Below are 26,539 nucleotides of genomic sequence, written 5' to 3' on the forward strand. Positions count from 1 at the left end.
CTGCCCGCGCAGGTGCCGCTCGACGTCCGTCCACGAGCGGCGCCGCCCCTACGCCCCCGGACGTACCCCCACCCCGCCCATCCACCCTCACCCCCGCGCCCTCGCCCTCGCCCCCGCGATCGCCCTCGCCCTCGCCCTCGCCCTCGCCCTCGCCCTCGCCCTCGCCCTCGCCCTCGCCCTCGCGATCTTGCACTTTGTGTCGCCAGGATGTGGCTTTTGCGCGGTACGCGGGGACACAAAGTGCAAGATCGCCGCGGGGAACGCGGGGAACGCGGGGAACGCGGGGAACGCGGGGAACGCGGGGAACGCGGGGAACGCGGGGAACGCGGGGAACGCGGGGAACGCGGGGAACGCGGGGAACGCGGGGAACGCGGGGAACGCGGGGAACGCGGGGAACGCGGGGAACGCGGGGAACGCGGGGAACGCGGGGAACGCGGGGAACGCGGGGAACGCGGGGAACGCGGGGAACGCGGGGAACGCGGGGAACGCGGGGAACGCGGGGAACGCGGGGAACGCGGGGCGGGGCAGCGGGAAACGGCGGGGCGGTTAGACGGCGGCTAGGACTGCGGCTTCCAGGCGGGCTCGGGTGGCGTCGTCCGGCCAACCGCCCACCAGATAGAAGGCGTCGACCACGTCGGCGCCGAGGGTGGAGATGCGGGCCGCGCGAACCAGGGCGCCGGCCTCGTCGAGCGCGCAGGCGACCCGGTAGAGCAGCCCGGCGGCGTCGGCGGCGCGCAGTTCCAGCAGTACGGCGTCCGTGGCCGCCTCGCGGTGCCAGACCACTCGTGGAGCCGCGCCGCCGGCACGGCTGGCGAGCGCACGGCCACGCAACCGTTGGGTGACCGACACGTCGCCGGCGACCGCCCGGCGCAGGTCGGCGCGGAGCGGGACCGGGTCCGGCGGAAGGCCGTAGCGGGGCTGTACCCGGCACTCGACAAGGGCCCGCCCGTCGACGGCGGAGGCGTCCGCGGAGATCACCTCAAGCCGGTGCAACGCCAGGCAGCCGGCCACGGTGGCGAGCAGACCCCGCCGGTCGGCCGCCGCGACCGACACCCGGTCGCCGGTCAGGTGGACGACCGGCAGTGGCCCGGCCAGCAGCTCCGGGTCCGGTGCGGGTGGCTCGGGGAGTACGCCGGTGTCCAGCGCGGTGCGAACCCGGGCGACCAACTCGGCGACGAGTCGGCCCTTCCAGTCTGACCAGGCCGCCGGCCCGGTCGCCGCCGCGTCGGCGCGGACCAACGCGTGCAGCACGTCCAGGGTGCCGGTGTCGCCGACCGCCTCGGCCACCGAGGCGATGGTGACCGGGTCGCTCAGGTCCCGACGGGTGGCCACGTCGGGCAGCAGCAGGTGCAGCCGGACCAGCTTGCCGATCAGCTCGACCTCCGCGGGAGGCAGACCGACAGTGGTGGCCACCGCCTGGGCAACCGGCACACCGACTGTGCTGTGGTCACCGGGGAGGCCCTTGCCGATGTCGTGCAGGAGAGCGCCGAGGAGCAGCAGGTCGGGGCGCTCGACCTCGCGGGCGTGCCGGCTCGCCTCGTGCGCGGTCTGTACGAGGTGCCGGTCGAGGGTGAAGCGGTGCACCGGGTTGTGCTGGGGCAGGCTGCGCAGCCGGGTCCACTCGGGTAGCCAGCCGTCGACCAGCCCGTACCGGTCGCAGGTCTCCCAGGCGGGCACCAGGCCGGGACCGGCGCCGAGCAGGGTGATCAGCGCGGCCCGGGCCTCGGCCGGCCAGGGAGCCGGCAGGGGCGGGCAGTACGCCGCCAGCCACTCGCAGGTGGCCCGCGCGATGGGGATTCGGGTCGTGGCCGACGCGGCGGCCACCCGCAGCGAGAGGCTCGGGTCGGGGCGGGCCCCGATCGCCGTGCGGGCGAGCACCAACTCGCCGTCGTGCTCGACCACGTCGCGGGCGACCGGGCGGCGGGCCGGGCGGCCGTTGCCGGCCCGGGAGCGACCGGAGCGCAGCCGGTCGGCGGCCCGGAAGGCGTCGTCCAGGGCGTGGCTGACCGTGCGGGCGTCACCGGCGACCCGACGCAGCAACGCGTCGCCGTCCTCCACGACGGCTCCGGGCCGCCGCGCGGCGTCAGACGCGCCGGGCTGGAGTTGTCGCAGGCCGAGCAGGGCGGCCACTCCGTCGCGTTCCTGGGCGACCAGTCGGTCGACCCGTCGGCCGACCTGCTGGTGCAGCGCGTCGCGGGTGTCCAACAGGCGCAGGTGGGCGGCGCGTACGGCGGGGCGCAGCGCGTCGGTGATGCCGGCCGCGGAGATCGCCCGCAGCAGCCCCACGTCGCGCAGGCCACCGGCGGCCTCCTTGAGGTCGCCCTCCAGCAGGAACGCCAGCTCGCCGTGGGCCTGCCAGCGGGCTTCGGTGACCTCCCGCAGGCCGGGCAGGTGTCGGACGGCGGTACGCCGCCAGTGATCGGCGGCGGTGCGGATCAGCGCGTCGGCCAGCGCCTGGTCCCCCACGATCAGCCGGGCGTCGAGCAGCCCGAGGGCGACCTTGACGTCGTCCTGGGCGACCGAGAGCGCCTCGGCGACGGTACGGACGGAATGGTCGAGCCGCAGGCCCGCGTCCCAGATCGGGTACCAGACGGAGGCGGCCAACTCGTCGATGCCGGGCACCCCGGCGTGCAGCAGCACCAGGTCGAGGTCGCCGTACGGGGCACACTGCCGCCGACCCAACCCCCCGACGGCCAGCAGCGCCACCCCGTCCCGCGCCGGCAGCAACCCCCGCAGGAACGAGTCGTACGCGGCGGCCCGCCCCCGCCGGGCCGCTTCCCCGATCCCCCCGGGAACGCCGACGACCTCGTTGATCAAGAGGTTCGCGTCGCCGTCGTCGGCGGGTCCTGACGCGTTCTTCTTGATCAACGAGGTCATGTCGGTGGTGGCCGCGTCAGAGTGCGTCGAGGCCGCGTTCGCCGGTACGTACCCGGACGACCTCTTCGACACCGGTGACCCAGACCTTGCCGTCACCGATCTTGCCCGTGCGGGCCGCTCCAACGATCGCGTCCACCACCTTGTCGACGTCGATCTCGTCGGTGAGCACCTCGACCCGGATCTTGGGCAGGAACTCGACCGTGTACTCGGCACCCCGGTAGACCTCGGTGTGCCCCTTCTGCCGCCCGTACCCCTGAACCTCGCTGACGGTCAGCCCGGCCACCCCGAGGGCGTGCAGGGCCTCCTTCACCGCGTCCAGTTGGTACGGCTTGATGACTGCGGTCACCAGCTTCATGTCCAACCCCTCCATCCCAGGAACGTTAACCGGCGACCTTTTCGCTGACCGGCTCGGCGGGCTCCGCCGGCGGCTTGGCACCACTCGTGCCGCCACCGGGGGTGCCGATGCCGGCCATCGCGAACGCGCTGCCCGTGCCGCCGCCGGCCGGGGACAGGTCGTAGCTGCTCTCGGCGTGCTCGGCGATGTCGATGCCCTCGACCTCGGCCTCACCCTTGACCCGGAAGCCGATCGTCTTCTCGATGACGAAGGCGAGCACCCAGGCGACGCCGAACGACCAGACGGTGACGATCAGGCCGGCGAGGGCCTGCCGCCCGAGCTGGGTCGCTCCGCCGCCGTAGAAGAGGCCGTCGGAGGCACCCACCACGTCGGTGATCGCGGCGTTGACCGAGTTGGTGGCGAAGAGACCGAGCCAGAGCGAACCGATCCAACCACCGACGAAGTGCACACCGACCACGTCGAGCGAGTCGTCGTAGCCGAGCTTGTACTTGAGGCTGACGGCGAGCGCGCACACCGCACCGGCGACGATGCCGAGCAGGACGGCCGCCCAGGGGGCGATGAAGCCACAGGCCGGGGTGATGGCGACCAGGCCGGCGACGGCGCCGGACGAGGCACCGACCATCGTCGGCTTCCGGGTCTTGACCCACTCGACAGCGATCCAGCCGAGCACCGCCGCCGCCGTGGCGAGCTGGGTGTTGATGAACGCGAGACCGGCGACCGAGTCGACGGTCAGCTCCGAGCCGGCGTTGAAGCCGAACCAGCCGAACCACAGCAGACCAGCACCGAGCGCGACGAGCGGGATGTTGTGCGGCTTCATGCCCTCACGCGGCCAACCGAGCCGCTTACCGAGGACCAGGACCACGGCCAGGGCCGCCGCACCGGCGTTGATGTGTACCGCGGTGCCACCGGCGAAGTCCAGTGCGTGGATGTCGCCGCCGATGATGCCGCCGCCCCACACCCAGTGGGCGACCGGGAAGTAGACCAGGGTGGCCCAGCCGAAGGCGAACAGCAGCCAGCCGGCGAACTTGGCCCGGTCGGCGATGGCACCGCTGATCAGCGCGACGGTGATCACCGCGAAGACCATCTGGAAGGCCATGAACACGTAGAGCGGGACGCCGATGCCGCTGGGGTTCTCCGCCGTGGCACCCCACAGGTCGGTTTCGGCGAGGAAGGTCTTGGTGCCGAGGTACGCGCCCGGGTCTCCCCAGAAGCCGTTCACGTCGGCCCCGAAGGCGACGCTGAATCCGTAGAACCACCACAGAATAGAGATGAGCCCGATAGCCGAGAAGCTCATCATCATCATGTTGAGTACGCCCTTGGCCCGGTTGAGGCCGCCGTAGAACAGCGCCAGTCCGGGGGTCATGAGCAGCACGAGCGCGGTCGAAACCAGCAGCCACGTGGTATTGGCGCCGTCGATCGTCGGTGCTTCAGGCACGCTGGCCTCCTAAAGGGTGAAGTCCTCCTTCGCGGCTTTCCGGGGCAGCGTCGCCCGTAGGCCGGTTGCGCGGAAGCTTCGCGGCCGGCTGTTTCACTTTGGGTCCCGTGCGGGTTTCCGTTTCGTGACGGGTTGTTTCGGACGTGTCACGAACTCCGCACAGTCATCAGCATGGACGATTGTGGATCGACCGGACGGCGATCGTCGATGACTGACCGGTCAACGGCATCGACCGGTGCGCTTGACGGCCCCGGCCGAGCATCGCCCGACCGGCGCTCAGCGGAGGGCGTTCTCCAGGGTGTGCCGCTCGTAGTCGAGCAGCCGCAGATCGCGCATCGGCCGACGCAGGTGGCCCTTGTGCACGATCCGGACGAACGCCGGCTCGCCGGCGGCGGCCATCCGCCGGATCCCCTCGACGTGATCCACGATCCGTTTGCGGATGGTCCGGATCAGCCGGTGCCGGTCGCGAGGGATCAGCCCGTACGCGTCGGCGAAGAGCCGGAGGCGGCGGGGCCGGTCCGGGTGCTTCCAGCCCAGCGTGATCGAGTCCCGGTCGGCGAAGATCGGCACCCAGGTCCAGGCCGCGTACGCCACGTCGTAGATCCGCGCTCCGGGCGAGGCGAGGTCGAAGTCGATCAGCCCGAGGGTGCCGTCCGGACGCCAGATCACGTTGTGCGGCGCGGCGTCGTGGTGGCAGATCACCTCGGTGTCCGGTGGTGGGGGCCCGAACGAGCGCCAGACCGCCGCCTGCGGAGGAGTGAAGCCGTACTGCGCGTCGTGGAACATCCGCAGCATGGTGGCGACGGTGACCAGGGCCTCGTCGGTCACCCAGTGCGGGGCGAGCGGATATTCTCCGCACTCCCCCTCCAGGTACGACAGCACCTCACGGTTGCGCTCGTCCATCCCGAGCGCCCGGGGGGCGCCGGTGAACCCCACGTACTCCAGGTGGCGCAGCAGCGCGTGCACGGACGGGGTCCACGGCCCGGCGTTGCGCCGGACCGTGTCACCCACGCGGACAACTGTGCTCACGTTGCCGCCGTGCAGCGGGATCTCCTGCGAAGTCACGTACGGTCTCCCGAGGCGCTGCGAAGGATGGCCGGGGTCACGCCAGCCCGCGTACGCGCGATCGTCAGTGGTCACCCGAGACTACGCGTCCCGGCCGGTGGCCTCGGTCCCCAGCAACGCGTCGACGAACTGCGCCGGGTCGAACGGGGCCAGGTCGTCCTTGCCTTCACCGAGGCCGACCAGCTTCACGGGGATGCCGAGCTTGCGCTGCACGGCGATCACGATGCCGCCCTTGGCGGTGCCGTCGAGCTTGGTCAGCACCACACCGGTCACGTTGACCACCTCGGTGAAGACCCGGGCCTGCTCCAGGCCGTTCTGCCCGGTGGTGGCGTCCAGGATGAGCAGTGTCTCGTCGATCGGGCCCTGCTTCTCCACCACGCGCTTGACCTTGCCCAGCTCGTCCATCAGGCCGACCTTGTTCTGCAGGCGGCCGGCGGTGTCGATGAGCACGGTGTCCACGCCGGTGTCGATGCCGCGCTTGACGGCGTCGAACGCGACGCTGGCCGGGTCGGCGGCCTCGGGCCCCCGCACGGTCTCCGCTCCGACGCGCGAGCCCCAGGTCTCCAGTTGGTCGGCCGCGGCGGCCCGGAAGGTGTCCGCCGCGCCGAGCAGCACGCTGCGACCGTCGGCCACCAGCACCCGGGCGATCTTGCCGCAGGTGGTGGTCTTGCCGGCGCCGTTGACGCCGACGACCAGGACCACCGCCGGCACGCCGTCCTTCGGGGCGGTCCGCAACGAGCGGTCCAGGCTCGGGTCGAGCGCGTTGACCAGCTCGGCGGCGAGCAGTGCCCGCAGCTCGGAGGCCGAGCGGGTGCCGAGCACCCGGGTGCGCTCGCGGAGCCGGTCGACGATGTCGCGGGTGGCGTCGACGCCGACGTCTGCGGTGATCAGGCTGTCCTCGATCTCCTCCCAGACGTCCTCGTCGAGGTGGTCGCGGGCGAGCAGACCGAGCAGGCTCTTACCGAACACGTTCTGTGAGCGGGACAGCCGCGAGCGGAGCCGGACCAGCCGCCCGGCGGTCGGCTCGGGGACCTCGACCTGTGGTTCGAGCACCGGCGGCGGCTCGACCAGGACGCCGGTGGACAGATCGGACTCCGGGGCCTCGACCGGCGGGCCGGCGAGATCCTCCTCAGCTCTGGTGTCGACCTCCGTGCGTGGCAACGGGGGCTCGGGCCGCCGCCGCAGTCGCGGCACGACCAGCCCGACCGTGCCGGCGATCAGCACACCGAGCAGGACCAGAGCGAGGACGAGATATTCGGCCATGCCGGAATCCTGTCAGATGCCGGCGGCGGCGTCCCAGCCACCGCACCCCGAGCGGTGCCGGAGTCTCAGCCACCGCACCCCGAGCCGGTGCTCGGAGTCTCAGCCACCGCACCCCGAGCGGTGCCCGGAGTCTCAGCCACCGCACCCGGCCGGTGCCAGGGACCGGCGGTAGGCTCGGCCGCATGCCCGCCGCACACCTCCTCATCGGCCCACTTCTGCGGCGTGTGGTGGACACCCGTGCGACGATCTGGGTGGAGACGGCAGCGCCCGCCGTGGTCACCGTCCGCACCGCCAGCGGCGCCACCGGCACCGCTCCCACCTTCTCGGCGTACGACCACCACTACGCCCTCGTGGTGGTGGAGGGCCTTGCCCCGGACAGCGAGACCACCTACGAGGTGCTGGTCGACGACGAGATCGTCTGGCCGGTGCCGAGCAGCGGGTTCCCGCCGAGCGTGATCCGCACCCGGGCCGCCGACGATCGGGACCAGCCGGTCAATCTGATCTTCGGGTCGTGTCGCGAGACCACCCAGCACGCCACGACCCGCAAGCTGCCACCGGACGCGTTGGACGCGTACGCCCGGCGGTTGATGGCCGACCCGGAGTCGAACCCGCTGCCCGACCTGTTGGTGCTGCTCGGTGACCAGGTCTACGCCGACGTCACCTCGCCCACAGTGCGCCGACTGCTGCGTCGACGGCGGCGGCGGCCGAAGGGCGCTCCGGCCGACCAGGTGGTGAGCTTCGACGAGTACACCAAGCTCTACCTGGAGTCCTGGCGTGATCCGGAGATCCGCTGGCTGCTCTCCACGGTGCCCAGCGTGATGATCTTCGACGATCACGAGATCATCGACGACTGGAACACCTCGGCGGCGTGGCGAGCCGAGGTGCGCGAGCAGCCGTGGTGGCAGGAGCGGATCGGCAGTGGGCTCGCCTCGTACTGGGTCTACCAGCACCTGGGCAACCTCTCCCCCGACGAGATCGTCGCCGATCCGGTCTTCGCGAAGGTGGCCGCCGCCGAGGACGCCACCAGCGTGCTGCGCGAGTTCGGCCACCGGGTCGACCAGGAGTCCGACCTGGCGCACGACACCGAGCGCTGGCGCGCGGTGCAGTACCAGTGGAGCTACGCACTCGACCTGGGCCGGACCCGGCTGGTCATGCTGGACAACAGGTGCAGCCGGGTGCTCGAGCCCAACAGTCGGGCGATGCTGCCGCCCGGCGAGTGGGCCTGGTTCCTCGACCAGGCGCACGGGGTCTACGACCACCTGGTGGTGGGCGCCTCGCTGCCCTGGCTGCTGCCGCAGGGCATCCACCACATCGAGGCGTGGAACGAGAAACTGGCGGACTCACGGCGACCGTGGGTGGCGCGCGGGGCGGAGAAGCTGCGCCGTGCCCTGGACCTGGAGCACTGGGCGGCGTTCCGGCGCTCCTTCGAGGCGCTCGCGGAGACGTTCGCCCGCATCGGCACCGGCACGCCACGGCAGTCCGGCGCGCGGATCGGGGCCGGCCCGGCGTACGCCCCGCCGGCGTCGATCAGCGTGCTCTCCGGTGACGTGCACCACTCGTACGTGGCGCGGGCCCGGTTCGCGGACCCGGCGGTGGTCACTCCGGTGCACCAGCTCACATGTTCGCCGATCCACAACCAGGTTCCGGCGGGCATCCGTCCGCTGATGCGGCTGGGCTGGTCGCCCGGTCCGGCCGGGGCTACCCGGGCGCTGGCCCGTTCGGCGGGCGTACGCCGGCCGGGGGTGCGCTGGCGCAAGCTGGCCGGCCCGTACTTCGGTAACGCGGTCGCCACCCTGACCCATCACGGGCGCGGGGCCGACGTGGTCATCGAGGGCACCACCAAGGACGGGCACCTACGCCCGGTGATGCGGCGTCGACTCTCCGGCGACCGCGAGCCGGCCGCGCCGTAGTCTCTACGCCGTGGACGAGCACCTGCCGGAGCCGATCCGGGCGGTTGAGCACGAGTTGACCGCTCTGCTGCGCCGTGGCCGGGCAGTCTCCTGGGAGATCGCCCGGGAGGTGCACCCGAACCTGGAGCCGAACACCTACGGGTTGCTGCTCTGGTTGCGCCGTAGCGGGTCGATCCGGTTGACGGAGTTGGCGGCTCGGCTGGGCGTGGGCAAGGGGACGCTGAGCCGGCAGATCAACGCCCTGGAAGTCCTCGGTCTGGTGCACCGCGACCCCGATCCGAGTGACCGGCGGGCCGCGCAGATCAGCCTCACCGACGAGGGGCAGCGCCGGTTCGACGTGGCCCGCGCGGCCCGGCTGGGCGAGTTCCTGCGCGCTCTGGACGGCTGGCCGGAACGGGACGTCGAGGAATTCGCGCGGCTGCTCGGCCGGTTCAACGACTCCTGGCAGTAGCCCTCAACGCGGGGCGGTAGCTCCCAACGCGCGGGGGAATAGGGCCCCGGTCCGACAAGTTGTTGCTTCAGGCAACCAAGGCATACGGTTGCCTCAGGCAACTCACAGGCGGCCCGTGCGTACCAGCCCCGCCGTTCCACCTCGACTCCGCTCGGAGGCAACAAACGATGAGCCAGGCGACAGTGCCTCCCCAGGCGACCGCCGTGACCATGACCCACCGGCAGATCCTGGAAGCACTCTCCGGCCTGCTGCTGGGTCTGTTCGTCGCGATCCTCTCCTCCACGGTCATCTCGAACGCGCTGCCGCGGATCATCACCGAACTGCACGGCGGCCAGTCCGCGTACACCTGGGTGGTGACGTCGGCACTGCTCGCGACCACAGCGACCACCCCCATCTGGGGCAAGATGGCCGACCTGACCAGCAAGAAGACACTGGTCCAGCTCGCCCTGGGGATCTACGTGCTGGGCTCGGTGCTGGCCGGCCTCGCCCAGGGCACCGGTGAACTGATCGCCTGCCGGGTGCTCCAGGGTGTCGGCGCCGGCGGTCTCACCGCGCTGGCCCAGGTGATCATGGCCACGATGATCGCGCCCCGCGAGCGCGGCCGCTACAGCGGCTACCTCGGCGCTGTGATGGCCGTCGGTACCATCGGCGGCCCGCTGATCGGCGGCGTGATCGTGGACACCTCCTGGCTCGGCTGGCGCTGGTGCTTCTACGTCGGCGTGCCGTTCGCCATCCTCGCGCTGATCGTGCTCCAGAAGACCCTGCACCTGCCGGTGGTCAAGCGGAAGGCCGAGATCGACTGGTGGGGCGCCACCCTGATCACCGCAGCCGTCTCGGTGCTGCTGATCTGGGTCTCGCTCGCCGGCGACCAGTTCGCCTGGGCCTCCTGGCAGACCGCCGTCATGGTCGTCGGCGCGCTGGTCCTCGGCGCGCTGGCCATCCGGGTCGAGACCCGGGCCGCCGAGCCGATGATCCCGCCGCGGCTGTTCCGCAACCGCACCATCACCCTCGCCGTCGTCGCCAGCATCGCGGTCGGCGTGGGCATGTTCGGCGCGTCGATCTTCCTGGGCCAGTACTTCCAGATCAGCCGCGGGCAGAGCCCGACCATGTCCGGCCTGATGACCCTGCCGATGATCCTCGGCCTGCTGGTCGCCTCCACCGTCATCGGGCGGGTCATCAGCAAGACCGGCCGCTGGAAGCGGTACCTGGTGATCGGCTCGGCCCTGCTCACCATCGGCTTCGCGCTGATGGGCACCCTTCGCGCGGACACCAGCTTCACACTGCTCAGCGTCTACATGCTGCTGATCGGCGTCGGCCTGGGTATGACCATGCAGAACCTGGTCCTCGCCGTGCAGAACACCGTCGGCCCGCACGAACTCGGCGCGGCCAGCTCGGTGGTGGCGTTCTTCCGCAGCCTGGGTGGCGCGATCGGCGTGTCCGCCCTCGGCGCGGTGCTCGCCCACAAGGTCAAGGACTACACCGCCGACGGGCTGGCCCAGCTCGGTATCCCCGCCTCCAGCTCCGGCAGCGGCGGCGCCCTGCCCGACGTGCACACCCTGCCCGGCCCGCTGCGGGCGGTGGTGGAGAGCGCGTACGGCCACGGCGCCGGCGACATCTTCCTGGCCGCCGCCCCGTTCGCGCTGATCGCGCTGATCGCTGTGGCCTTCATCAAGGAGGTGCCACTGCGCCAGCACAACGGCAACCCGGTTTCCGACCAGGTCGAGCGGGAATCGACAGTCGCCGCCGGCGCTGGCGCACCCGTGATCCGTACCGGCGAGCAGAGGTGAGGTAGAGCCATGGGCGTGGGAGCACCGGACCGCGAGGAGTACGGCCCCCGGACCCGACCGCTGCCCTTCGAGCGCGGTACGGACGGCCCTCGGGTGATCATGGTGGGCATCGACGGCACCCGAACCTCCGAGCGGGCCGGCTCCTACGCCGCGGGCCTGGCCCGTCGGCAGGGCGCCGCGCTGGTGGTGGTCTTCGTCAGCTCACCGAGCGGGCTGACCGCCCTGGTGCCCGGCATGGACGCCGGCGCGGTCCAGCGCACCCACGACGAGTTGGCCGACGAGCTGCGCCGGGAGTGCCGGCGCGGGGCCGAGCAGTGGGGCATTCCGGTGACCCTGCTGGTGCGGCGCGGCGACGCGTACGGCGAGCTGTGCGCGGCGGCCGACGAGTTCCAGGCCGACATGGTGGTCGTCGGCGCCTCCGAGCAGGCCGGACACCGGCTCGTCGGCTCGGTCGCCACCCGGCTGGTCCGCGCCGGCCGCTGGCCGGTCGTCGTGGTGCCCTGATAACCCGTCGCGGCATGTCCGGGGTGCCGGGCAGGATGCGCGGCATGACCTGGATCGCGCCGGAGATCACCCGGACCCCCGAACCGTACGTCGGCGACGAGCGCACGATGCTCGACGGCTGGCTCGACTACCACCGACAGACGCTGCTGCTCAAGTGCGCCGGCCTGACCGAGGAGCAGTTGCGGACGCCGAGCGTGGAACCGTCCGGGCTGACCCTGCTCGGCCTGGTCCGGCACCTGGCCGAGGTGGAGGCCTGGTGGTTCCGGGAGAACTTCGCCGGCGAGCATGTCGACTACCCGTACTTCACCCCGGACAACCCGGACGCCGACCACGACGTCAGCGCCGCCGACGCCGCTGCCGACTTCGCCACCTTCCACAGCGAGGTGGCGCTGGCCCGCGAGGCCGCCGCCGGCCACTCGCTCGACGAGACGTTCACCGAGGTCGGCGCGAAGAAGCGCACCTTCAACCTGCGCTGGGTGTACGTGCACATGATCGAGGAGTACGCCCGGCACAACGGCCACGCCGACCTGATCCGGGAACGCATCGACGGCGTCACCGGCGAGTGACGAGCGCTCAGTAGTCCAGGGCCGCCCGCAGGTACCGCAGGTCGGCGTGGCCGCCCCAGCGGTGCGCCGACAGCCCGGCGGACCGGGCACCCCGCACGGCCCAGTCCTCGTCGTCGACGCAGAGGACCCGGGCCGGCGGGGTGGCCAGGGCCACGCAGGCGGCCTTGAAGTATTCCGGGGCGGGCTTGTGCACGCCGATCACCGAGGAGTTGACCACCACGTCCAGCTCGCCGACCAGGCCGAGTGCGGCCAGGTCGGCGTCGAGCAGGTCGGTGGCGTTGGTGCCCAGCCCGACCCGGACGCCCGCCGCACGGACCTCCCGGACGAACGCCAGCACCTCCTGGTCGACCTCTCCCCGGTAGCTCTGCCACTGCTCCACAGCGGCGCGGGCCCGCTCCGGGCTGCCCACCGATTCGGCCAGGGCGTCCGCCACGCTGTTCATCCAGTCGGCGTGGTTGACCTGGCCGGTGAGCACCGGCTGGAGCCGCCCCCACTGCATGGCGATCTCACCGAGCACCCCCGCGGAGAGGCCGTACTCCCGCTCGACAACGGCGGCCACCGCCGGGTCCCACCGGCGCAGTACGCCGTCGAAGTCCAGCAGGAGCGCCGTCGCGCGTTCCCGAGCCACTACCCGTTCTCCTCGCCGCGGCCGTGCCGCTGGTCGTCCTCGTCGGCCCGGTTGAGCCGTTGGCTGATCACCTGAGTGACCCCACTGCGCATGGTCACGCCATAGAGCGCGTCGGCGATCTCCATCGTCCGCTTCTGGTGCGTGATGACGATCAGCTGACTCTTCTCGCGCAACTGTGCCAGCAACGTGATCAGCCGGCCCAGGTTGACGTCGTCCAGGGCCGCCTCCACCTCGTCCATGATGTAGAACGGGCTGGGTCGGGCGCGGAAGATCGCCACCAACATTGCCACCGCGGTCAGTGACCGCTCGCCACCGGAGAGCAGCGACAGCCGCTTGATCTTCTTGCCTGGCGGGCGGGCCTCCACCTCGACGCCGGTGGTGAGCAGGTCGTCCGGTTCGGTGAGGATCAGCCGTCCCTCGCCACCGGGGAAGAGCACTGTGAAAACCTGCTCGAACTCGCGGGCGGTGTCCTCGAAGGCACTGGCGAAGACCTCCAGGATCCGCTCGTCCACGTCCTTGACCACCGTGAGCAGGTCCCGACGGGTGGCTTTGAGGTCCTCCAACTGCTCGGAGAGAAACTTGAAACGCTCCTCCAGCGCGGCGAACTCCTCCAGCGCGAGTGGGTTGACCTTGCCGAGTAGGGCGAGTTCGCGTTCCGCCTTCGCGGCCCGCTTCTCCTGCACCGGCCGCTCGTAGCGCACCGGCTCGGGCACCGGCAGACCGTCACGTTCGGCCGCCGCGACGTCCACCTGGGTCGGCGGAACGGGCTGAGTCGGACCGTACTCGGCGACCAGCGTCTCCACGTCCAGCCCGAAGTCCTCGGCGGCCTTCGCCTCCAACTGCTCGATGCGCAGCCGCTGCTCCGCCCGGGCCACCTCGTCGCGGTGCACCTGGCTGGTCAGCCGCTCCAACTCCGCGCCGAGCCGCTTGGCGGCGCCGCGTACCTCCTGAAGCTCTGCCTCCCGCGCGGCGCGCTCCAGGGCGACCGCGTCGCGGTGCTCCTCGGCCGTCGCGATCGAGGTGGTCAGCCGGGTCAGCGCCTCCCGGGCGCCAGCGGCGACAGACCGGGCGATGCCGGCGCCCCGGGCGCGGGCGGCCCGTCGGGCCGCCGCGCGTTCCCGGGCGGCCCGCTCCGCGGTGGCCTGCCGCGCGAGCGAGTCGGCCCGGCCGGCGATCGAGGAGACCCGCTCCTCGGCGGTACGCACGGCGAGCCGGACCTCCATCTCGTTCTGCCGGGCCTGCGGCACCATGGCCGCCAGTTGATCCCGTTCCTCGGTGGAGGGCTCGGCGTCGACCGGGGTCTCCTCGGCCAGCCGGAGCCGCTCCTCCAGCTCGGCGAGCGCGGTGAGGTCCCGTTGCCGGGCGGCCTCGGCGCGGGAGCGGGAGTCGCCGAGCCGGTCGGTCTCGGCCTTCGCGGAACGGGCCGCCGCGCCCAGCTCGGCCAGCCGGCGAGCGGCGGCGTTGCGGTGGCTCTCCGCCTCGCGCTTCTCGGCTGCGGCGTGCTGCACGGCCTCCTTGGCGGCCGCCACCTCGGCGCGCGCCTCGACCAACTGATCGCGCAGCTCCAGGCCGGCGCGTTCGGCGGTGACCCGGTTGGCGCGGGCCTCCTCGACGGCGGCCTGCACCTCGATGTAACTGGGGGCCTTGGCCGACCCGCCCGCCGCCGCGTACGCCCCGACCACGTCGCCGTCCGGAGTGACCGCCCGCAGCTCGGGGTTGCTGGCGACCAGCTCGGCGGCGGCGGCGAGATCGTCGACGAGCGCCACGTCCCGCAGGGCCCGGTGCACCGCCGGACGCAGCTCGGCGCCGCACTCCACCAGGTCGGGTGCCCACCGGGCGTCGTCCGGCAGCTTCGGGCGCAGCGCGTCCGCGGAGCCGGTCATGCCGGGACCGGCCGGGCTGCCGACCAGCAGGCCGGCCCGACCGGCGTCGGAGATCTTCAACAGCCGCATCGCCTCGACGGCCTCGTCCACCCCGCTGACGGCGACCGCGTCGGCGAGGCCGCCGAGCGCGGCGGCCAGCGCGGCCTCGTGACCGGGCGCGACGGTGAGCAACCCGGCGAGGCTGCCGAGCAGGCCGGGCACGTCCCCGGCGCGGGCGAGCAGCGCCCCCGCACCGTCCTTTCGCCGCAGCCCCAGGGCGAGCGCCTCCTCGCGGGCCTTCCAGGTGGCGGCGTCCTTCTCCGCCGCCCGCTCGGCGTCGGACAACGATCGGACGGTGGCCTGGGCCCGTTCCTGCACGGCGACCGCCTCGGCGTGCCGGGCGTCCAGGTCCGCGTTGTCCCGGTCGGCCTCGGTGGACTGGGCGGCGACCGCGTCCAGGTCGGCCTGCGCCTGCTCGGCGCGGCCCAGCGCGTCGGCGTGCGCGATGGCGAGGCGTTCGATCTCCTCGCCGGCGCTGGTGGTCCGGGCCCGGGCGGAGTTGACCTGGCCGGTGAGCCGGGCCATCCCCTCGCGCCGGTCGGCGATGGCCTTGGCCGCGGCGACCAGCTCGCGCTCGGCGGCGGCCAACTGCCGCTCCAACTCCTGGCGGTGCTCGACCGCCTCGGCCAGCCGGACCTGGTCGTCGGTGAGCGCGCCGCGCAGCTCCTCCTCCTGCTCGCGGACGCGTTCCGCCTCGGCCTCCAGCTGGTCCGGGTCGCGGCCGGGCCGCTCGTCGTCGCCGGTGGCGCTGAGGTGCCGCAGCCGTTCCCGGGCCAACTGCTCGATCGAGCGGAAGCGTTCCTGGAGGGCGGAGAGCTTGTACCAGGTGTCCTGGGCGGCGGCGAGCAGCGGCGCGTCCTCCGCGAGGGCGGCCTCCAACTCGCCGAGCCGGCCCTGCACCTCGGTGTGCTCACCCTCGATCCGCTCGCGCCGCTCGCGCAGCGCGGTCTCGTCGGCGATCTCCCGGTCGAGGGTGTTCCGCAGGGTGGCCAGGTCGTCGGCGAGCAGCCGCAGCCGGGCGTCGCGCAGGTTGGCCTGGATGGCGGCAGCGCGTCGGGCCACCTCGGCCTGTCGGCCCAACGGCTTGAGCTGACGACGCAGCTCGGCAGTGAGGTCGGTGAGGCGGTTGAGGTTCACCTGCATCGCGTCGAGCTTGCGCAGCGCCTTTTCCTTGCGCTTGCGGTGCTTGAGGACGCCGGCCGCCTCCTCGATGAACGCCCGGCGGTCCTCCGGCTTGGCGTGCAGCATGCCGTCGAGGCGGCCCTGCCCGACGATGATGTGCATCTCCCGGCCGATGCCGGAGTCGGAGAGCAGCTCCTGGATGTCGAGCAACCGGCACGAGTTGCCGTTGATCTCGTACTCGCTCTCGCCGGAGCGGAACATCCGACGGGTGATGGACACCTCGGTGTACTCGATCGGCAGCGCGCCGTCGGTGTTGTCGATGGTGAGGGTGACCTCGGCGCGGCCCAGCGGCGCCCGACCGGCGGTGCCGGCGAAGATGACGTCCTCCATCTTGCCGCCACGGAGAGCCTTGGCGCCCTGCTCACCGAGGACCCAGGCGATGGCGTCGACGACGTTGGACTTGCCCGAGCCGTTCGGGCCCACCACACAGGTGATCCCGGGCTCCAGCTTCAACGTCGTCGCGGAGGCGAAGGACTTGAACCCCTTCACCGTCAGGCTCTTGAGATACACCTACTCGATCCTCGTCCGGTGGCCGCCGTACCGTCGCCGGCTGCGGGGACCTGGGTGAACCCGCAGACTAACCCGCCGGTGGGAGCGGCCCGGCACGCGACCCGCCCCGCGTCGCGTCGACAGTGGGCGCGCTGTCGTCCGGGAGACCGCGGGAAAGACAAGCGCCTTTCATGATCGGCTTATCCGCCGACGCGCCTTTCGGTAACTGTGCGGCGCTGTTCCCGCACGATCGGCCGCATGATCATGAATCGTCGGCGCCGAAAAGGCCCGGGACAGTGTTACGCGCCGGCACAGAGGTGTCGGCGCGCATTTTTGCGATGGTGCGATTCAGTTTTTACGACCTGAAGATCAGGTCAGCGCCGGCTCGGCCAGACGGAGCAGATCGTCCGCCTCCGCCGCAGCCGCCGCGAGCCGATCATTGTCGGCACGCAGACGCGTGATCTCGAACTCCAGTGCCTGAACCCTGGAACGCAGTCGGGTGACCTCGTCGAGCAGACGCCGGTCGGGCGCTGCACCTACGTGGCCGTAGAGGGCCTTCGCCATGCTGACTCCTTGATATGCGCTGCCGGAAAGGCCGGCCAACGCGCGCCCAATTCATACGCGGCTGTCATTCCAGGCTGTATCTGGGCATGACCGGGCGCGACTGGCGACACCTATATATTGAGCCGCAAACCCCTCCTTCGTCAAGTTCTCGCAGGCCGTAGATCATCTCTACGTCGACCTGTCCACTTGTCGGGGGGCTGCCGCAAGGCACGGACACTCTCTGTCCGGACGCCTTTACTGTACGCCCGGATTCACGGAAGTCCGCACCCTGGCGTCCGACTTCCCCTTAACTCTTTCTTAGCCACGTTGCCGCAGGTCGTAGGCGCGCCGTAGCGTCACCCCGGCCCGCAACCGACCCCTGGAGGCATAGGCGTGTACGGCTGGACCGATCCGATGGACCCGAACGGCGCCCCCCGGCGCGCCGAGGGACCGACCGACGAGCCGGCCTGGCTGCACGACCGCCCGGAGCCCCGCTCGGCCTACCTCTTCGGCGACGAGCCCGGTCAGCCGGGCGACGAGTGGCACCGGGAGCAGCCCACCGACGGCCGGCAACCGGCAACCCCCGCCGAGGCGGCCGACGCCCGCACCGTTGCCTGGGGGGCCTACCAGCCGCAGGGCGAAACCGGCGACTGGGGCGACAGCCGCCCGACCCAGGACACCACGGGCGGACGGCGCGCCGAGTCACCCGGCGGCTGGCACACCGACACCGAACCGGAGACCACCGACGGCTGGCGCGGCGCCGCCGAGACCGACCGGCCCAGCGAGGGACGGCACCGCTCCCCACGCCGCTGGCGCCGGCCGCTGATGATCGGGGGCGCCGCCGCGGCCGCCACCCTCGTCGTGAGCTTCGGCGTCGGCGCGCTCACCCTGCCCGGCGGTGACGACGGGGCCGCCCAGCCGACGGCCGTCGACGACTCCTTCGCCACGTCTGCCGCGCCGACCGGAGAACCGGAGCTGGACGCCCTCGCCGCGCCCTCCCCGTCGACGGTCCCCACCCCGGCGTCTCCGAGCCCGTCGCCCAGCAAGGTCGTCAAGCCCACGCCGGCATCGTCGCGGAGCACCGCGGCGTCGCGCCGCAGCGTCGAGCGCAGCACCGCGCCGAGCAACACCGGCGGCTCCACCGGTTCCAGCGGCTCCAACGGCTCCAGCGGCTCCGTCAGCGCTCAGGCCCGCGAGGTGGTGGACCTGGTCAACGCCGAGCGAGCCAAGGCCGGCTGCAAGGCGCTGAGCATCGACGACAAGCTGATGACGGCCGCCCAACGGCACAGCCAGGACCAGGCCGACAACCAGAACATGTCCCACACCGGCAGCGACGGCAGCAACGCCGGAACCCGGCTGGACCGGGTCGGCTACACCTGGCGCACGTACGGCGAGAACGTCGCCTGGAACCAGAAGACCCCGGCCGCGGTGATGGACGCCTGGATGAACAGCTCCGGCCACCGGGCCAACATCCTGAACTGCGCGTTCACCGAGATCGGCGTCGGCATCGCCAACAGCAACGGACCGTACTGGACGCAGGTCTTCGCGGCGCCGCGCTGACCGCGCGTCGTTCCCGCCCCCGCGCTCGTTGACCTGGTGAGGTACGTCCGGCCGGAGCGTGGGGGCCGCGTACCGGTGCGGGCGGCGACCGGCCGCCCGGGACCCGGGAGCTGCCGATGCGGATCCGGCCGCGGCGACGCGTCGCCGTACGCCCAGTGCGTCGCGTCCTGTCCGCCAGCGTCGCTCTCGTGCTCCTGGTGCCGGCGTACGGGTGCCGGCCCGCGCTGACCCCGCCCGGCGCGCCCACGGCGTGGCCGGCGGCGCAGGCCCGGCACTGGCAGTGGCAGTGGCAGCTCAGCGGCCCGCTCGACCCGGCGGTGGACGCTCACGTCTTCCTCCTCGACCCGGTGGCCAGCACCGCCGCACAGACCGCCGAACTGCGCTCCCGGGACCGCCGGCTGATCTGCCAGGTCAACGTGGGATCGGTCCGCTCCGACGACCCGGACGCCAGCCGGTTTCCGGAGGTCATCCAGGGCGGGGCCGGGCGTCGACCCGACAGCCGGTGGCTGGACGTCCGGAGTTGGGACGCGCTCCGGCCGGTGCTGGCCGACCGGTTCCGGCTCTGCCGGGGCAAGGGTTTCGGCGCGGTGGCGCTCTTCGACGCCGACGGGTACGCGGCGCGCACCGGCTTTCCGCTCGACTTCGACGACCAACTGCTGTTCAACCGCCGGCTCGCCGAACTGGCCCGCTCGCTGAGCCTCTCCCCGGGGCTGGTCAATGACGTGCCGCAGCTCGCCGCGCTGGCCCCGGACTTCGACTTCGCTGTCAACGAGGAGTGCGTCCGGCTGGCCCAGTGCGCCAAACTGCTGCCGTTCAGCGACGCCGGTAAGCCGGTCTTCCACGTCGAGTACACCGGCTCGACCGACGACTTCTGCGTCACCACCGTCGGCTACGGCTTCGCGTCGATCCGGAAGGACCGCACGCTGGACGCGTCCCGCGAACCCTGCCCCCTCCCCTGACCCGGCCCCGCCCCGGCCTCGCCCCGCGATCTTGCACTTTCGGTTGTCGAATTGCCGGGTTAGCCGTGCTTTGTCGCGACAGAATCTGCAAGATCGCCGAGGCGGAGGCGGAGGCCGAGGGCGGGGCCGGGCGGGGCGGGGCGGGTTCGGTTGGTTAGGGGACTGGGACCAGCTCTGGGGTGGGGGCGGGCGGGTCAGTGGGCGCGGGTGCCGGGCGGGGGCGCAGGAAGCGCGGGGCCCACCAGTTGGCGTCGCCGAGCATTGTCATCAACGCCGGCAGCACCACTCCCCGGATGATGGTGGCGTCCAGCAGGATCGCCGCCGCCAGACCGATGCCGAGCTGCTTCATGTCGATGGTGCTCAGCGTGGCGAAGATCGAGAAGACTCCGACCATCACGATCGCCGCGCTGGTCACCACCCCGGCCGACGAGGTGATCCCGTACGACACGGCGTCGCGGTTGGGCAGGCCGGACCGGACGCCCTCGCGGATCCGACTGACCACGAAGACGTGGTAGTCCATCGAGAGGCCGAAGAGCACCACGAACAGGAACAGTGGCAGCCACGACACGATCGCGCCCATCGACGTGAAGCCGAGCAGTCCCTGTGCCCACTCGCCCTGGAAGATCAGCACCAGCAGGCCGTACGCGGCACCGGCGGAGAGCAGGTTCAGCACGATCGAGCTGGCCGCGATCACCACCGACCGGAAGGTGAACGTCATGACCAGGAAGGTCAGCACCAGCACGAAGCCCATGACCAGCGGCAACTTGTCCCGGACATGCTGGGCGTAGTCCTCGCTGTCGGCGACGCTCCCGCCCACCGCGTACTCGATGCCGGGGATACCCCGCAGTTCGGCCGGGACCAGGTCCCCGCGCAGCTTCTCCAACGACTGCACCGACCGGTCGTCGCGACTGGCGTACGGGGTGGGAACGTCCAGCACCGAGACCCGCCGGTCGGCCGACACCTCGATCTTCGGGCCGTCGGCCTCGGCCGGGGCGAACAGCGGATCGCCGGCCGCCCGGGTGGACAGGCCGGTGAGGGCGGCGCGTACCCGGTCGGCCTGGTCGGCGGGCGCCTGAACGGCCACCACGTGATTGGTGCCGGCGCTCGGGAAGGCGGCGGTGAGCCGGTCGTACGCCTGCATCGCCGGAGTCGTGCGGGGCAGGTCCTCCATGCCGGGGAACTTCAGCTTCATGCCGAGCGCCGGCGCGGCCAGCGCGAGTAGCAGTCCGACCGAGATGACAAGCGTCGCCACCGGCGCCCGCAGCGCGGGCCGGAGCACCGCCGGCCACAGCCGGGGCGTGCGGGGCTCGCCGTGCCGGCCGGTACGCGGCGCGGTCAGTCGCCAGAGCAGCGGCACCCGGGGCCGGTCCACCCATCGGCCGAGCCGGGCCAGCAGGGCGGGCAGGACGGTCAGTGAACCGGTCACCGCGACGGCCACCACGAGGATCGAGCCGATGGCGAGGGACGAGAAGACCACGTCGCCGGCGAGCAGCAGCCCGGCCATCGAGATGATCACCGCGAAGCCGGAGACCACCACGGCGTGCCCGGAGGTCTCCGCGGCGATCTCCACCGCGTCCAGACCGGACCGACCCTTGGCGCGTTCCTCCCGCTCCCGACGGATGTAGAACAGCGAGTAGTCGACGCCGACCGCCATGCCGATCAGCAGGATCACCGGTGCCGTGGTGTCGGTGGCCGGCACCAGGTGCGAGGCGAGAGTGGACAGACCCATCGCGGCGGCCACCGAGGAGAGTGCCAGCAGCACCGGCACGCTCGCCGCGATCAACGCCCCGAACGCGATGATCAGGATCGCCAGGGTGACCGGCAGACTGAGCAGTTCGGCGCGCTTGAAGTCCTTACCCAGCGTGTCGTCGAGGGCTTGGCCGATCGACGGCCCGCCGACCTGCTCGACCCGCAGCTCGGGATGCGCGGCCTGCACGGAGGCGGTGGCGTCGCGCAGCGGCTGCACCCGATCCGAGGCCGTCTCCGAGTCACCCGACATGGTGATCGGTAGCAGCAGCGCCGAGCCGTCCCGCGCGGTGACCGGCTGGCCCACCCCGGCCACCCCGGTGACCGTACGCAGGCGGGCCGCCGCATCGTCGGCCGCCGACTTCGCCGCCGCCGGGTCCAACGCGCCACCCCGGGAGGTGATGAGGACGTTGTCCACCGCCGGGTCGTCGAAGGCACCGGCGTCCACGATCAGGCTGGCCCGCCCCGCCTCGCCGATCGCCTGGTCACCGCTGGTGGCCTCGTTGAGCCCGGCGGCGCTGCCACCCACGAAGCACACCGCCACGAACACGGCCCACAGTGCGATCGCCCGCCACGGGTGCTCGGCGCTCCACCGCGCCAGCCGCACCGTCACCGGTCTTCTCCCCATCTCGGGTCCCCCTGTCACGTCAACCCCCTGTCAACGGTGCTGACGCTAGGTGCGTGACGAGGCGGTCACATCGGGGATCGACCCGGGCCCACCCTGGAACCACCGGACCGGGCGCGGGGGTCCGTTCGCCGGGGGTCGAACCCCGATCCGGGCGTACACCAGGGTCCACCCCGGAGCGACCCGCCGCGACCCGCCGGCATCGCCCCGAGCCGGCTCCGGGTCATCCCCGAAGGGAACCCCGGGGCCGTGGCTGACAGTGCGGGCAGCTGTACGAGGACCGGTTCATGAACGCCTCACGGCGGATCGGCGCGCCACACCGCCGGCACGGCTCGCCCTCGCGGCCGTACGCGTTGAGCGCCCGGTCGAAGTAGCCACTCTCGCCGTTGACGTTCACATAGAGGGCGTCGAAGCTGGTGCCGCCCTCGCTGATCGCCTCGGCCAGCACGTCGCGGACGTGGCCGAGCAGGCGCTGCGCGGCCGGGCCGGTCAGCGCGTCGGTGGGTCGGCCACCGTGCAGCTTGGCGCGCCAGAGCGCCTCGTCGGCGTAGATGTTGCCCACCCCGGAGATCAGGGTCTGGTCGAGCAGCGCCCGCTTCACCTCGGTGTGCCGGCGGCGCAGCGCCGCGACGAACGCCTCGTCGGAGAACTCCGGGTCCATCGGGTCGCGGGCGATGTGCGCGATCTCGTCGGGCAACTCGGCGCCACCCTCGCTCACCGAGAGCCCGCCGAACGTGCGCTGGTCGACGAAGCGCAGCTCCGGACCGTCGTCGCTGAACCGGAACCGGACCCGAAGGTGGGTCTCGTCAGGCGTCCCGGGTGGCTGGAGCAGCAGTTGACCCGACATGCCGAGGTGCCCGACGATCGCGTCACCGCTGTCCAGTGGCAGCCACAGGTACTTGCCGCGACGGCGGGCGTCCAGCACCGTCCGGCCGGCGAGCACGTCGGCGAAGTGCACGTCGCCGGGAACGTGCCGGCGGACCGCACGCGGATGACGAACCTCGACCGAGGCGATCCGGCGGCCGACGACCCACTGGGCCACCCCCTGCCGGACGGTCTCCACCTCGGGTAGCTCAGGCACGCGGCCGACCCGTCTCGTGACCGTCGGCGCCCCCGGCCGGCAGCGCCTGCGCCAGGTGGTCGGCCTGCTCGGCCTGAGCCGCCCGCTCCGCGCGCTCCAACGGCCCGAACGGCTCGTCGGAGTCGGCCGAGTCGTCCCGACCGATCGGCTGGTCCTGGCGATCGTCGCCGGCCCGACCACCCCGGCCGTCGCCGGCCCGACCGTCCTTGCCGTCGTCGCCGTTCTGACCGTTCTGCTCGGCGAGCGTCCGCCAGGCGGCCTCGGCGGCACGCTGCTCGGCCTCCTTCTTGCTGCGCCCCTCGGCGCCGCCGTACCGGATGCCGGCCACCACCACCCAGGCGGTGAACGTCTTGAGGTGATCCGGGCCGGTGCCCTCGATCCGGTACTCCGGGACGCCGAGGCCGAGCGCCGCCGTCAGCTCCTGGAGGCTGGTCTTCCAGTCCAGTGCGGCTCCGCGACCGGCCGACTCGGCCATCAGCGGGTCGAAGAGCCGGTGGATGACGATCCCGGTGGTGTCCAGGCCGTACTGGAGGTAGATCGCGCCGAGCAGCGCCTCCAGTGTGTCGGCGAGGATGCTCGCCTTGTCCCGACCACCGGTCGTCTCCTCACCCTTGCCGAGCAGCAGGTACGCGCCGAGCCCGTCCGGGCCCAGACCGCGGGCCACGTCGGCGAGCGCCCGCATGTTGACCACGCTGGCCCGCAGCTTGGCCAACTGCCCCTCGGGCAGATCAGGGTGGTTGTGGAACAGCGCCGTGGTGATCACCACGCCGAGCACCGAGTCGCCGAGGAACTCCAGCCGCTCGTTGGTCGGCAGCCCGCCGTTCTCGTACGCGTACGACCGGTGGGTCAACGCGCGCTGGAGCAGCTCGGGTTCCAGGCTCACTCCGAAGGCGGCTTCCAGGTGACCGACGGACGCCCGCCGCCGCTTGTCGTTGCTCATGTGCGTACCTCGGTGTCGGTGGAGCGGTCGGTGCGACCCGTCGCGGCGTCGCTGTCGAGCAACGCGGAGACCAGATCGGTGGCGCGCCGCCGCCACAGGTGGGCGGCGAGAGCTATGCCGGAGGCGACGTCGTCGGCCCGGGCGGACCCGTGACAGACGACCACCGTCCCCGCGACGCCCAGCAGGGCCGCCGCGCGGGGCGCGCCGCCCTGGGCAGGTGGGCCGCCGGCCATCGCGTACGCGCCCTCGATGGCCTTGAGCAGCACGTTACCGGTGAAGCCGTCGGTGACAACCACATCGGCGCGCGCGCCGAGGGCCACGTCGTACCCCTCGACCAGGCCGACGTAGCGCGCCCCGCCGGGCAGCGGTTCGACGGCGAGCAGGGGGTCGGTGGCGCGCCGGACCCGGTCGCCCTTGCCAGCCTCGGTGCCGACCGAGAGCAGCCCGACCCGGGGCGCGGCGATCGAGTGGGCCACCGCCGCGTACGCGGCGCCGAGCACGGCGTGGCGGGCGAGGGTGGCCGGGCGGGGTTCGAGGGAGCCGCCGACGTCGAGCAACACGACAGGCCCCGCCACTGCGGGCAGGGTGGCCGCCAGAGCGGGTTGGCGGATCTCCGGCGAGCGGCCGAGACCGAGTACGGCAGCGGTGACTGTGGCGCCGGTGGCGCCGGCGGAGACCAGGGCGTCGGCGGTCCCGTCCCGGACGGCGGTGACCGCGGCCCGGACGGTGCTCTCGGAGCGGGCGGCGCTGGGATGGTCGGCCATGCCGACGACATCGCGAACGGGCCGCACCGTGATCCGGGCGCGTTGCGCCGGATCGAGGGCAGCAATCAGCTCGTCGGCGACCTCGGTCGGACCGACGAGAAGCAGATGCAGGTCAGGGTCGGCGCGCATGGCCCGCAGAGCGCCGTCAACCACGACGGCGGGAGCGTCGTCCCCGCCGAGGAGGTCAACGGCGATCCGCGCGGCGCCCGGCTCCACCGGAACGCCGGCCGGATTGGGCCGGCCGGCGTCGGAGGGAGCCGGAGCACCGGGCGAATGCCAGGATGCGCGCGCCGCCCGACCTGGGGTCGGGGGCGTCACTCGGCGTCCAGGTCAGACCTCGAGAACCTGGCGGCCGTTGTAGGTGCCGCAGACGGAGCAGGCGGCGTGCGGCAGCTTCGGGGACTTGCACTGCGGGCACGCAACGGTCGCGACCACTGTCGCCTTCCAGTTCGCCCGGCGGGACCGGGTGTTGCTGCGCGACATCTTGCGCTTCGGGACGGCCACGGTTCTTACTCCTCTGTAACGGTCAGTTGCGACAGGCCCGCCCAACGCGGGTCGATCTGCTGGTGACTGTGGTCGGCCGGCAGATCGTCCCAGTGCGCCCCGCATTCGGGGCACAGTCCTGGGCAGTCCTCCCGGCAGAGCGGGTTGGTCGGCAGCGTGAGCACCAACGCGTCCCGCAGCGCCGGCTCCAGGTCGATCAGATCGCCCTGCATCCGGCCCACCTCGTCCTCGTCGGTCGTGGCGTCCGTGGTGCTGTCCTCGTACGCGTACAGCTCCTGGATCGTCACGCCCATCGAGTCGTTGATCTCGCGCAGGCAACGGCCGCACTCGCCCCGGACGGGACCGGTGATGGTCCCGGAGACGAGCACGCCCTCGGACACCGACTGCAACCTCAGATCGAGGTCGAGGTCCGCGCCCTCCGGCACGCCGATCAACTCCACACCGAGGTCCGCCGGTGCCGGCACGACCCGCTGGACCTCACGCAACGCGCCAGGGCGACGCGGCAGGTCCCTCGTGTCGAGGACCAGCGGCGCCCTGGGGTTGAGTGTCGATGGCGAGTGCTTGGGCATAGTTAGACTCCGGCCGGTGAGAGGCCGACAAAAAAGGTTACCTGGACGACCGCCGGCCCGTCGAACCGGGGGCGACGCCCGCCTGAGAAGTCGGCTGGTGAGGTGCCGCTCAGAAGGGTAGCGGGCGTTCCGCCTCATCCCCACCGAAGGTGCCGATCTCCCGTAGCGCGTGCATCTTGTCGCGGCCGCGCTCTATCGAGGCCAGCGCCCGGGTGAGGAACTGCTCGAAGTTGGCCAGCGCGGTGTCGACGTAGTCGTCGACCTCCTCACGCAGGCGCTGCGCCTCGGCGCGGGCCTCGCCGATGATCCGGGCGCCCTCGTGCTCGGCCGACACGGTGATCTCGTTCACCGAGACCAGGCGGGCGTGTTCTGCCTCACCCTCGCTGATGATCCGGTCCGCCTCGCGCTTGCCGGCTTCCATGATCTTGTCGCGCTCCTCCAGGAGCGCGGCGGCGCGACGCAGGTCGGCGGGGAGATCGACACGCATCTCATCGAGGGCAGCGATCATCTCACCCCGGTCGACCATGCAGTTGTTGCGCGACATCGGGACGGAGCGCGCCTGCTCCAGGATGGCGATCAGTTCGTCGATGCGATCGAGCGGGTCCACCGGCTACCTCACTCCTGTCGTTCGTCGGCCGACCTCCATGATGCGGGCTACGGCCGTTCCCCGCGCCACCAATCATGTCGTGCCGGCCCCACCGCCGCCCCACTCACCCCAACCCGGCGAGTCGCGACATAGTCACCCCCGGCTCCCACCACGCCGATCTTGCACTTTCGGTCGCGTCAAACCACGCCGAAAGGGGCGATGCGGGCA

At 72.2% G+C, this 26,539-nt stretch carries 21 protein-coding genes and 1 pseudogene; 7 read left to right on the plus strand and 15 right to left on the minus strand.

What is annotated here, in order from left to right; genetic code table 11:
* Positions 1-546: 546 nt before the first annotated feature.
* From OG992_RS13860 to ftsY, 5 genes are all read right to left on the minus strand, one after another.
* Positions 547-2,877: a [protein-PII] uridylyltransferase gene (locus tag OG992_RS13860; protein ID WP_238684602.1), complete on the minus strand. Its 2,331-nt coding sequence runs from the start codon at positions 2,875-2,877 to the stop codon at positions 547-549.
* Between the two features lie 16 nt (positions 2,878-2,893).
* Positions 2,894-3,232, minus strand: a complete 339-nt coding sequence (locus OG992_RS13865) for a P-II family nitrogen regulator (protein WP_172862163.1) — start codon at positions 3,230-3,232, stop codon at positions 2,894-2,896.
* A gap of 25 nt (positions 3,233-3,257) precedes the next feature.
* Positions 3,258-4,667: an ammonium transporter gene (locus OG992_RS13870; RefSeq protein WP_238684603.1), complete on the minus strand. Its 1,410-nt coding sequence runs from the start codon at positions 4,665-4,667 to the stop codon at positions 3,258-3,260.
* 276 nt (positions 4,668-4,943) lie between these two features.
* Positions 4,944-5,807, minus strand: coding sequence for an aminoglycoside phosphotransferase family protein (locus tag OG992_RS13875; protein WP_181518597.1), 864 nt, complete (start codon positions 5,805-5,807; stop codon positions 4,944-4,946).
* 6 nt (positions 5,808-5,813) lie between these two features.
* A complete protein-coding gene (gene ftsY, locus OG992_RS13880; RefSeq protein ID WP_112603473.1) occupies positions 5,814-6,995 on the minus strand; it encodes a signal recognition particle-docking protein FtsY in 1,182 nt (393 codons plus the stop codon).
* 182 nt (positions 6,996-7,177) lie between these two features.
* On the opposite strand from ftsY, the gene OG992_RS13885 reads away from it, so the two are divergent.
* The 5 genes from OG992_RS13885 to OG992_RS13905 all read left to right on the plus strand — a co-directional run bounded on the left by OG992_RS13885 (position 7,178) and on the right by OG992_RS13905 (position 12,213).
* Complete coding sequence (locus OG992_RS13885; RefSeq protein WP_238684604.1) at positions 7,178-8,905, plus strand: alkaline phosphatase D family protein; 1,728 nt, start codon at positions 7,178-7,180, stop codon at positions 8,903-8,905.
* A gap of 10 nt (positions 8,906-8,915) precedes the next feature.
* Positions 8,916-9,356, plus strand: coding sequence for a MarR family winged helix-turn-helix transcriptional regulator (locus OG992_RS13890; RefSeq protein ID WP_238681244.1), 441 nt, complete (start codon positions 8,916-8,918; stop codon positions 9,354-9,356).
* Positions 9,357-9,523: 167 nt separating this feature from the next.
* Positions 9,524-11,143, plus strand: a complete 1,620-nt coding sequence (locus OG992_RS13895) for an MDR family MFS transporter (protein ID WP_238684605.1) — start codon at positions 9,524-9,526, stop codon at positions 11,141-11,143.
* 15 nt (positions 11,144-11,158) lie between these two features.
* A complete protein-coding gene (locus OG992_RS13900) occupies positions 11,159-11,647 on the plus strand; it encodes a universal stress protein (protein ID WP_210784405.1) in 489 nt (162 codons plus the stop codon).
* 44 nt (positions 11,648-11,691) lie between these two features.
* A complete protein-coding gene (locus OG992_RS13905; RefSeq protein ID WP_238684607.1) occupies positions 11,692-12,213 on the plus strand; it encodes a DinB family protein in 522 nt (173 codons plus the stop codon).
* A 7-nt stretch (positions 12,214-12,220) separates the two neighbouring features.
* Here OG992_RS13905 and OG992_RS13910 read toward each other — a convergent pair whose 3' ends face one another.
* From OG992_RS13910 to OG992_RS13920, 3 genes are all read right to left on the minus strand, one after another.
* On the minus strand, positions 12,221-12,841 hold the full coding sequence (locus OG992_RS13910; protein WP_238684608.1) for an HAD family hydrolase: 621 nt from the start codon (positions 12,839-12,841) through the stop codon (positions 12,221-12,223).
* Complete coding sequence (gene smc, locus OG992_RS13915) at positions 12,841-16,455, minus strand: chromosome segregation protein SMC (protein ID WP_266303425.1); 3,615 nt, start codon at positions 16,453-16,455, stop codon at positions 12,841-12,843. The genes OG992_RS13910 and smc overlap by 1 nt, the downstream gene beginning before the upstream one ends.
* 348 nt (positions 16,456-16,803) lie before the next feature.
* Positions 16,804-16,998 (minus strand): hypothetical protein, encoded by a 195-nt coding sequence (locus OG992_RS13920; RefSeq protein WP_030487463.1) that lies wholly within the window; start codon positions 16,996-16,998, stop codon positions 16,804-16,806.
* A gap of 372 nt (positions 16,999-17,370) precedes the next feature.
* Here OG992_RS13920 and OG992_RS13925 point away from each other — a divergent pair, with 372 nt between their 5' ends.
* Both OG992_RS13925 and OG992_RS13930 read left to right on the plus strand, forming a co-directional pair.
* Positions 17,371-18,537 carry a CAP domain-containing protein gene (locus OG992_RS13925; protein ID WP_266303426.1) on the plus strand — a complete coding sequence of 389 codons (1,167 nt, stop codon included), beginning with the start codon at positions 17,371-17,373 and terminating at the stop codon, positions 18,535-18,537.
* A gap of 116 nt (positions 18,538-18,653) precedes the next feature.
* Positions 18,654-19,496, plus strand: coding sequence for an endo alpha-1,4 polygalactosaminidase (locus OG992_RS13930; protein WP_266303427.1), 843 nt, complete (start codon positions 18,654-18,656; stop codon positions 19,494-19,496).
* Positions 19,497-19,650: 154 nt separating this feature from the next.
* On the opposite strand, the gene OG992_RS13935 is transcribed toward OG992_RS13930, so the two are convergent.
* The 7 genes and pseudogenes from OG992_RS13935 to OG992_RS13965 form a co-directional block, all read right to left on the minus strand.
* Positions 19,651-21,870, minus strand: a complete 2,220-nt coding sequence (locus OG992_RS13935) for an MMPL family transporter (RefSeq protein ID WP_266303428.1) — start codon at positions 21,868-21,870, stop codon at positions 19,651-19,653.
* A gap of 220 nt (positions 21,871-22,090) precedes the next feature.
* Positions 22,091-22,948: a bifunctional DNA-formamidopyrimidine glycosylase/DNA-(apurinic or apyrimidinic site) lyase gene (gene mutM / locus OG992_RS13940; RefSeq protein WP_238684613.1), complete on the minus strand. Its 858-nt coding sequence runs from the start codon at positions 22,946-22,948 to the stop codon at positions 22,091-22,093.
* Positions 22,949-23,180: 232 nt separating this feature from the next.
* Positions 23,181-23,888: pseudogene (gene rnc / locus OG992_RS13945) on the minus strand (ribonuclease III); the annotation flags it as partial.
* A complete protein-coding gene (locus OG992_RS13950) occupies positions 23,885-24,868 on the minus strand; it encodes a phosphate acyltransferase (RefSeq protein WP_266303429.1) in 984 nt (327 codons plus the stop codon). The pseudogene rnc and the gene OG992_RS13950, both read right to left, overlap by 4 nt.
* 114 nt (positions 24,869-24,982) lie before the next feature.
* A complete protein-coding gene (gene rpmF, locus OG992_RS13955; protein WP_030335284.1) occupies positions 24,983-25,156 on the minus strand; it encodes a 50S ribosomal protein L32 in 174 nt (57 codons plus the stop codon).
* Between the two features lie 5 nt (positions 25,157-25,161).
* Positions 25,162-25,725, minus strand: coding sequence for a DUF177 domain-containing protein (locus OG992_RS13960; protein WP_238684615.1), 564 nt, complete (start codon positions 25,723-25,725; stop codon positions 25,162-25,164).
* 109 nt (positions 25,726-25,834) lie between these two features.
* Positions 25,835-26,332 carry a hypothetical protein gene (locus tag OG992_RS13965; RefSeq protein ID WP_238684616.1) on the minus strand — a complete coding sequence of 166 codons (498 nt, stop codon included), beginning with the start codon at positions 26,330-26,332 and terminating at the stop codon, positions 25,835-25,837.
* Positions 26,333-26,539: the final 207 nt, after the last annotated feature.

The sequence above is a fragment of the Micromonospora sp. NBC_00362 genome (assembly GCF_026342155.1).
In the GTDB taxonomy this organism is placed as follows: Bacteria; Actinomycetota; Actinomycetes; order Mycobacteriales; family Micromonosporaceae; genus Micromonospora; species Micromonospora hortensis.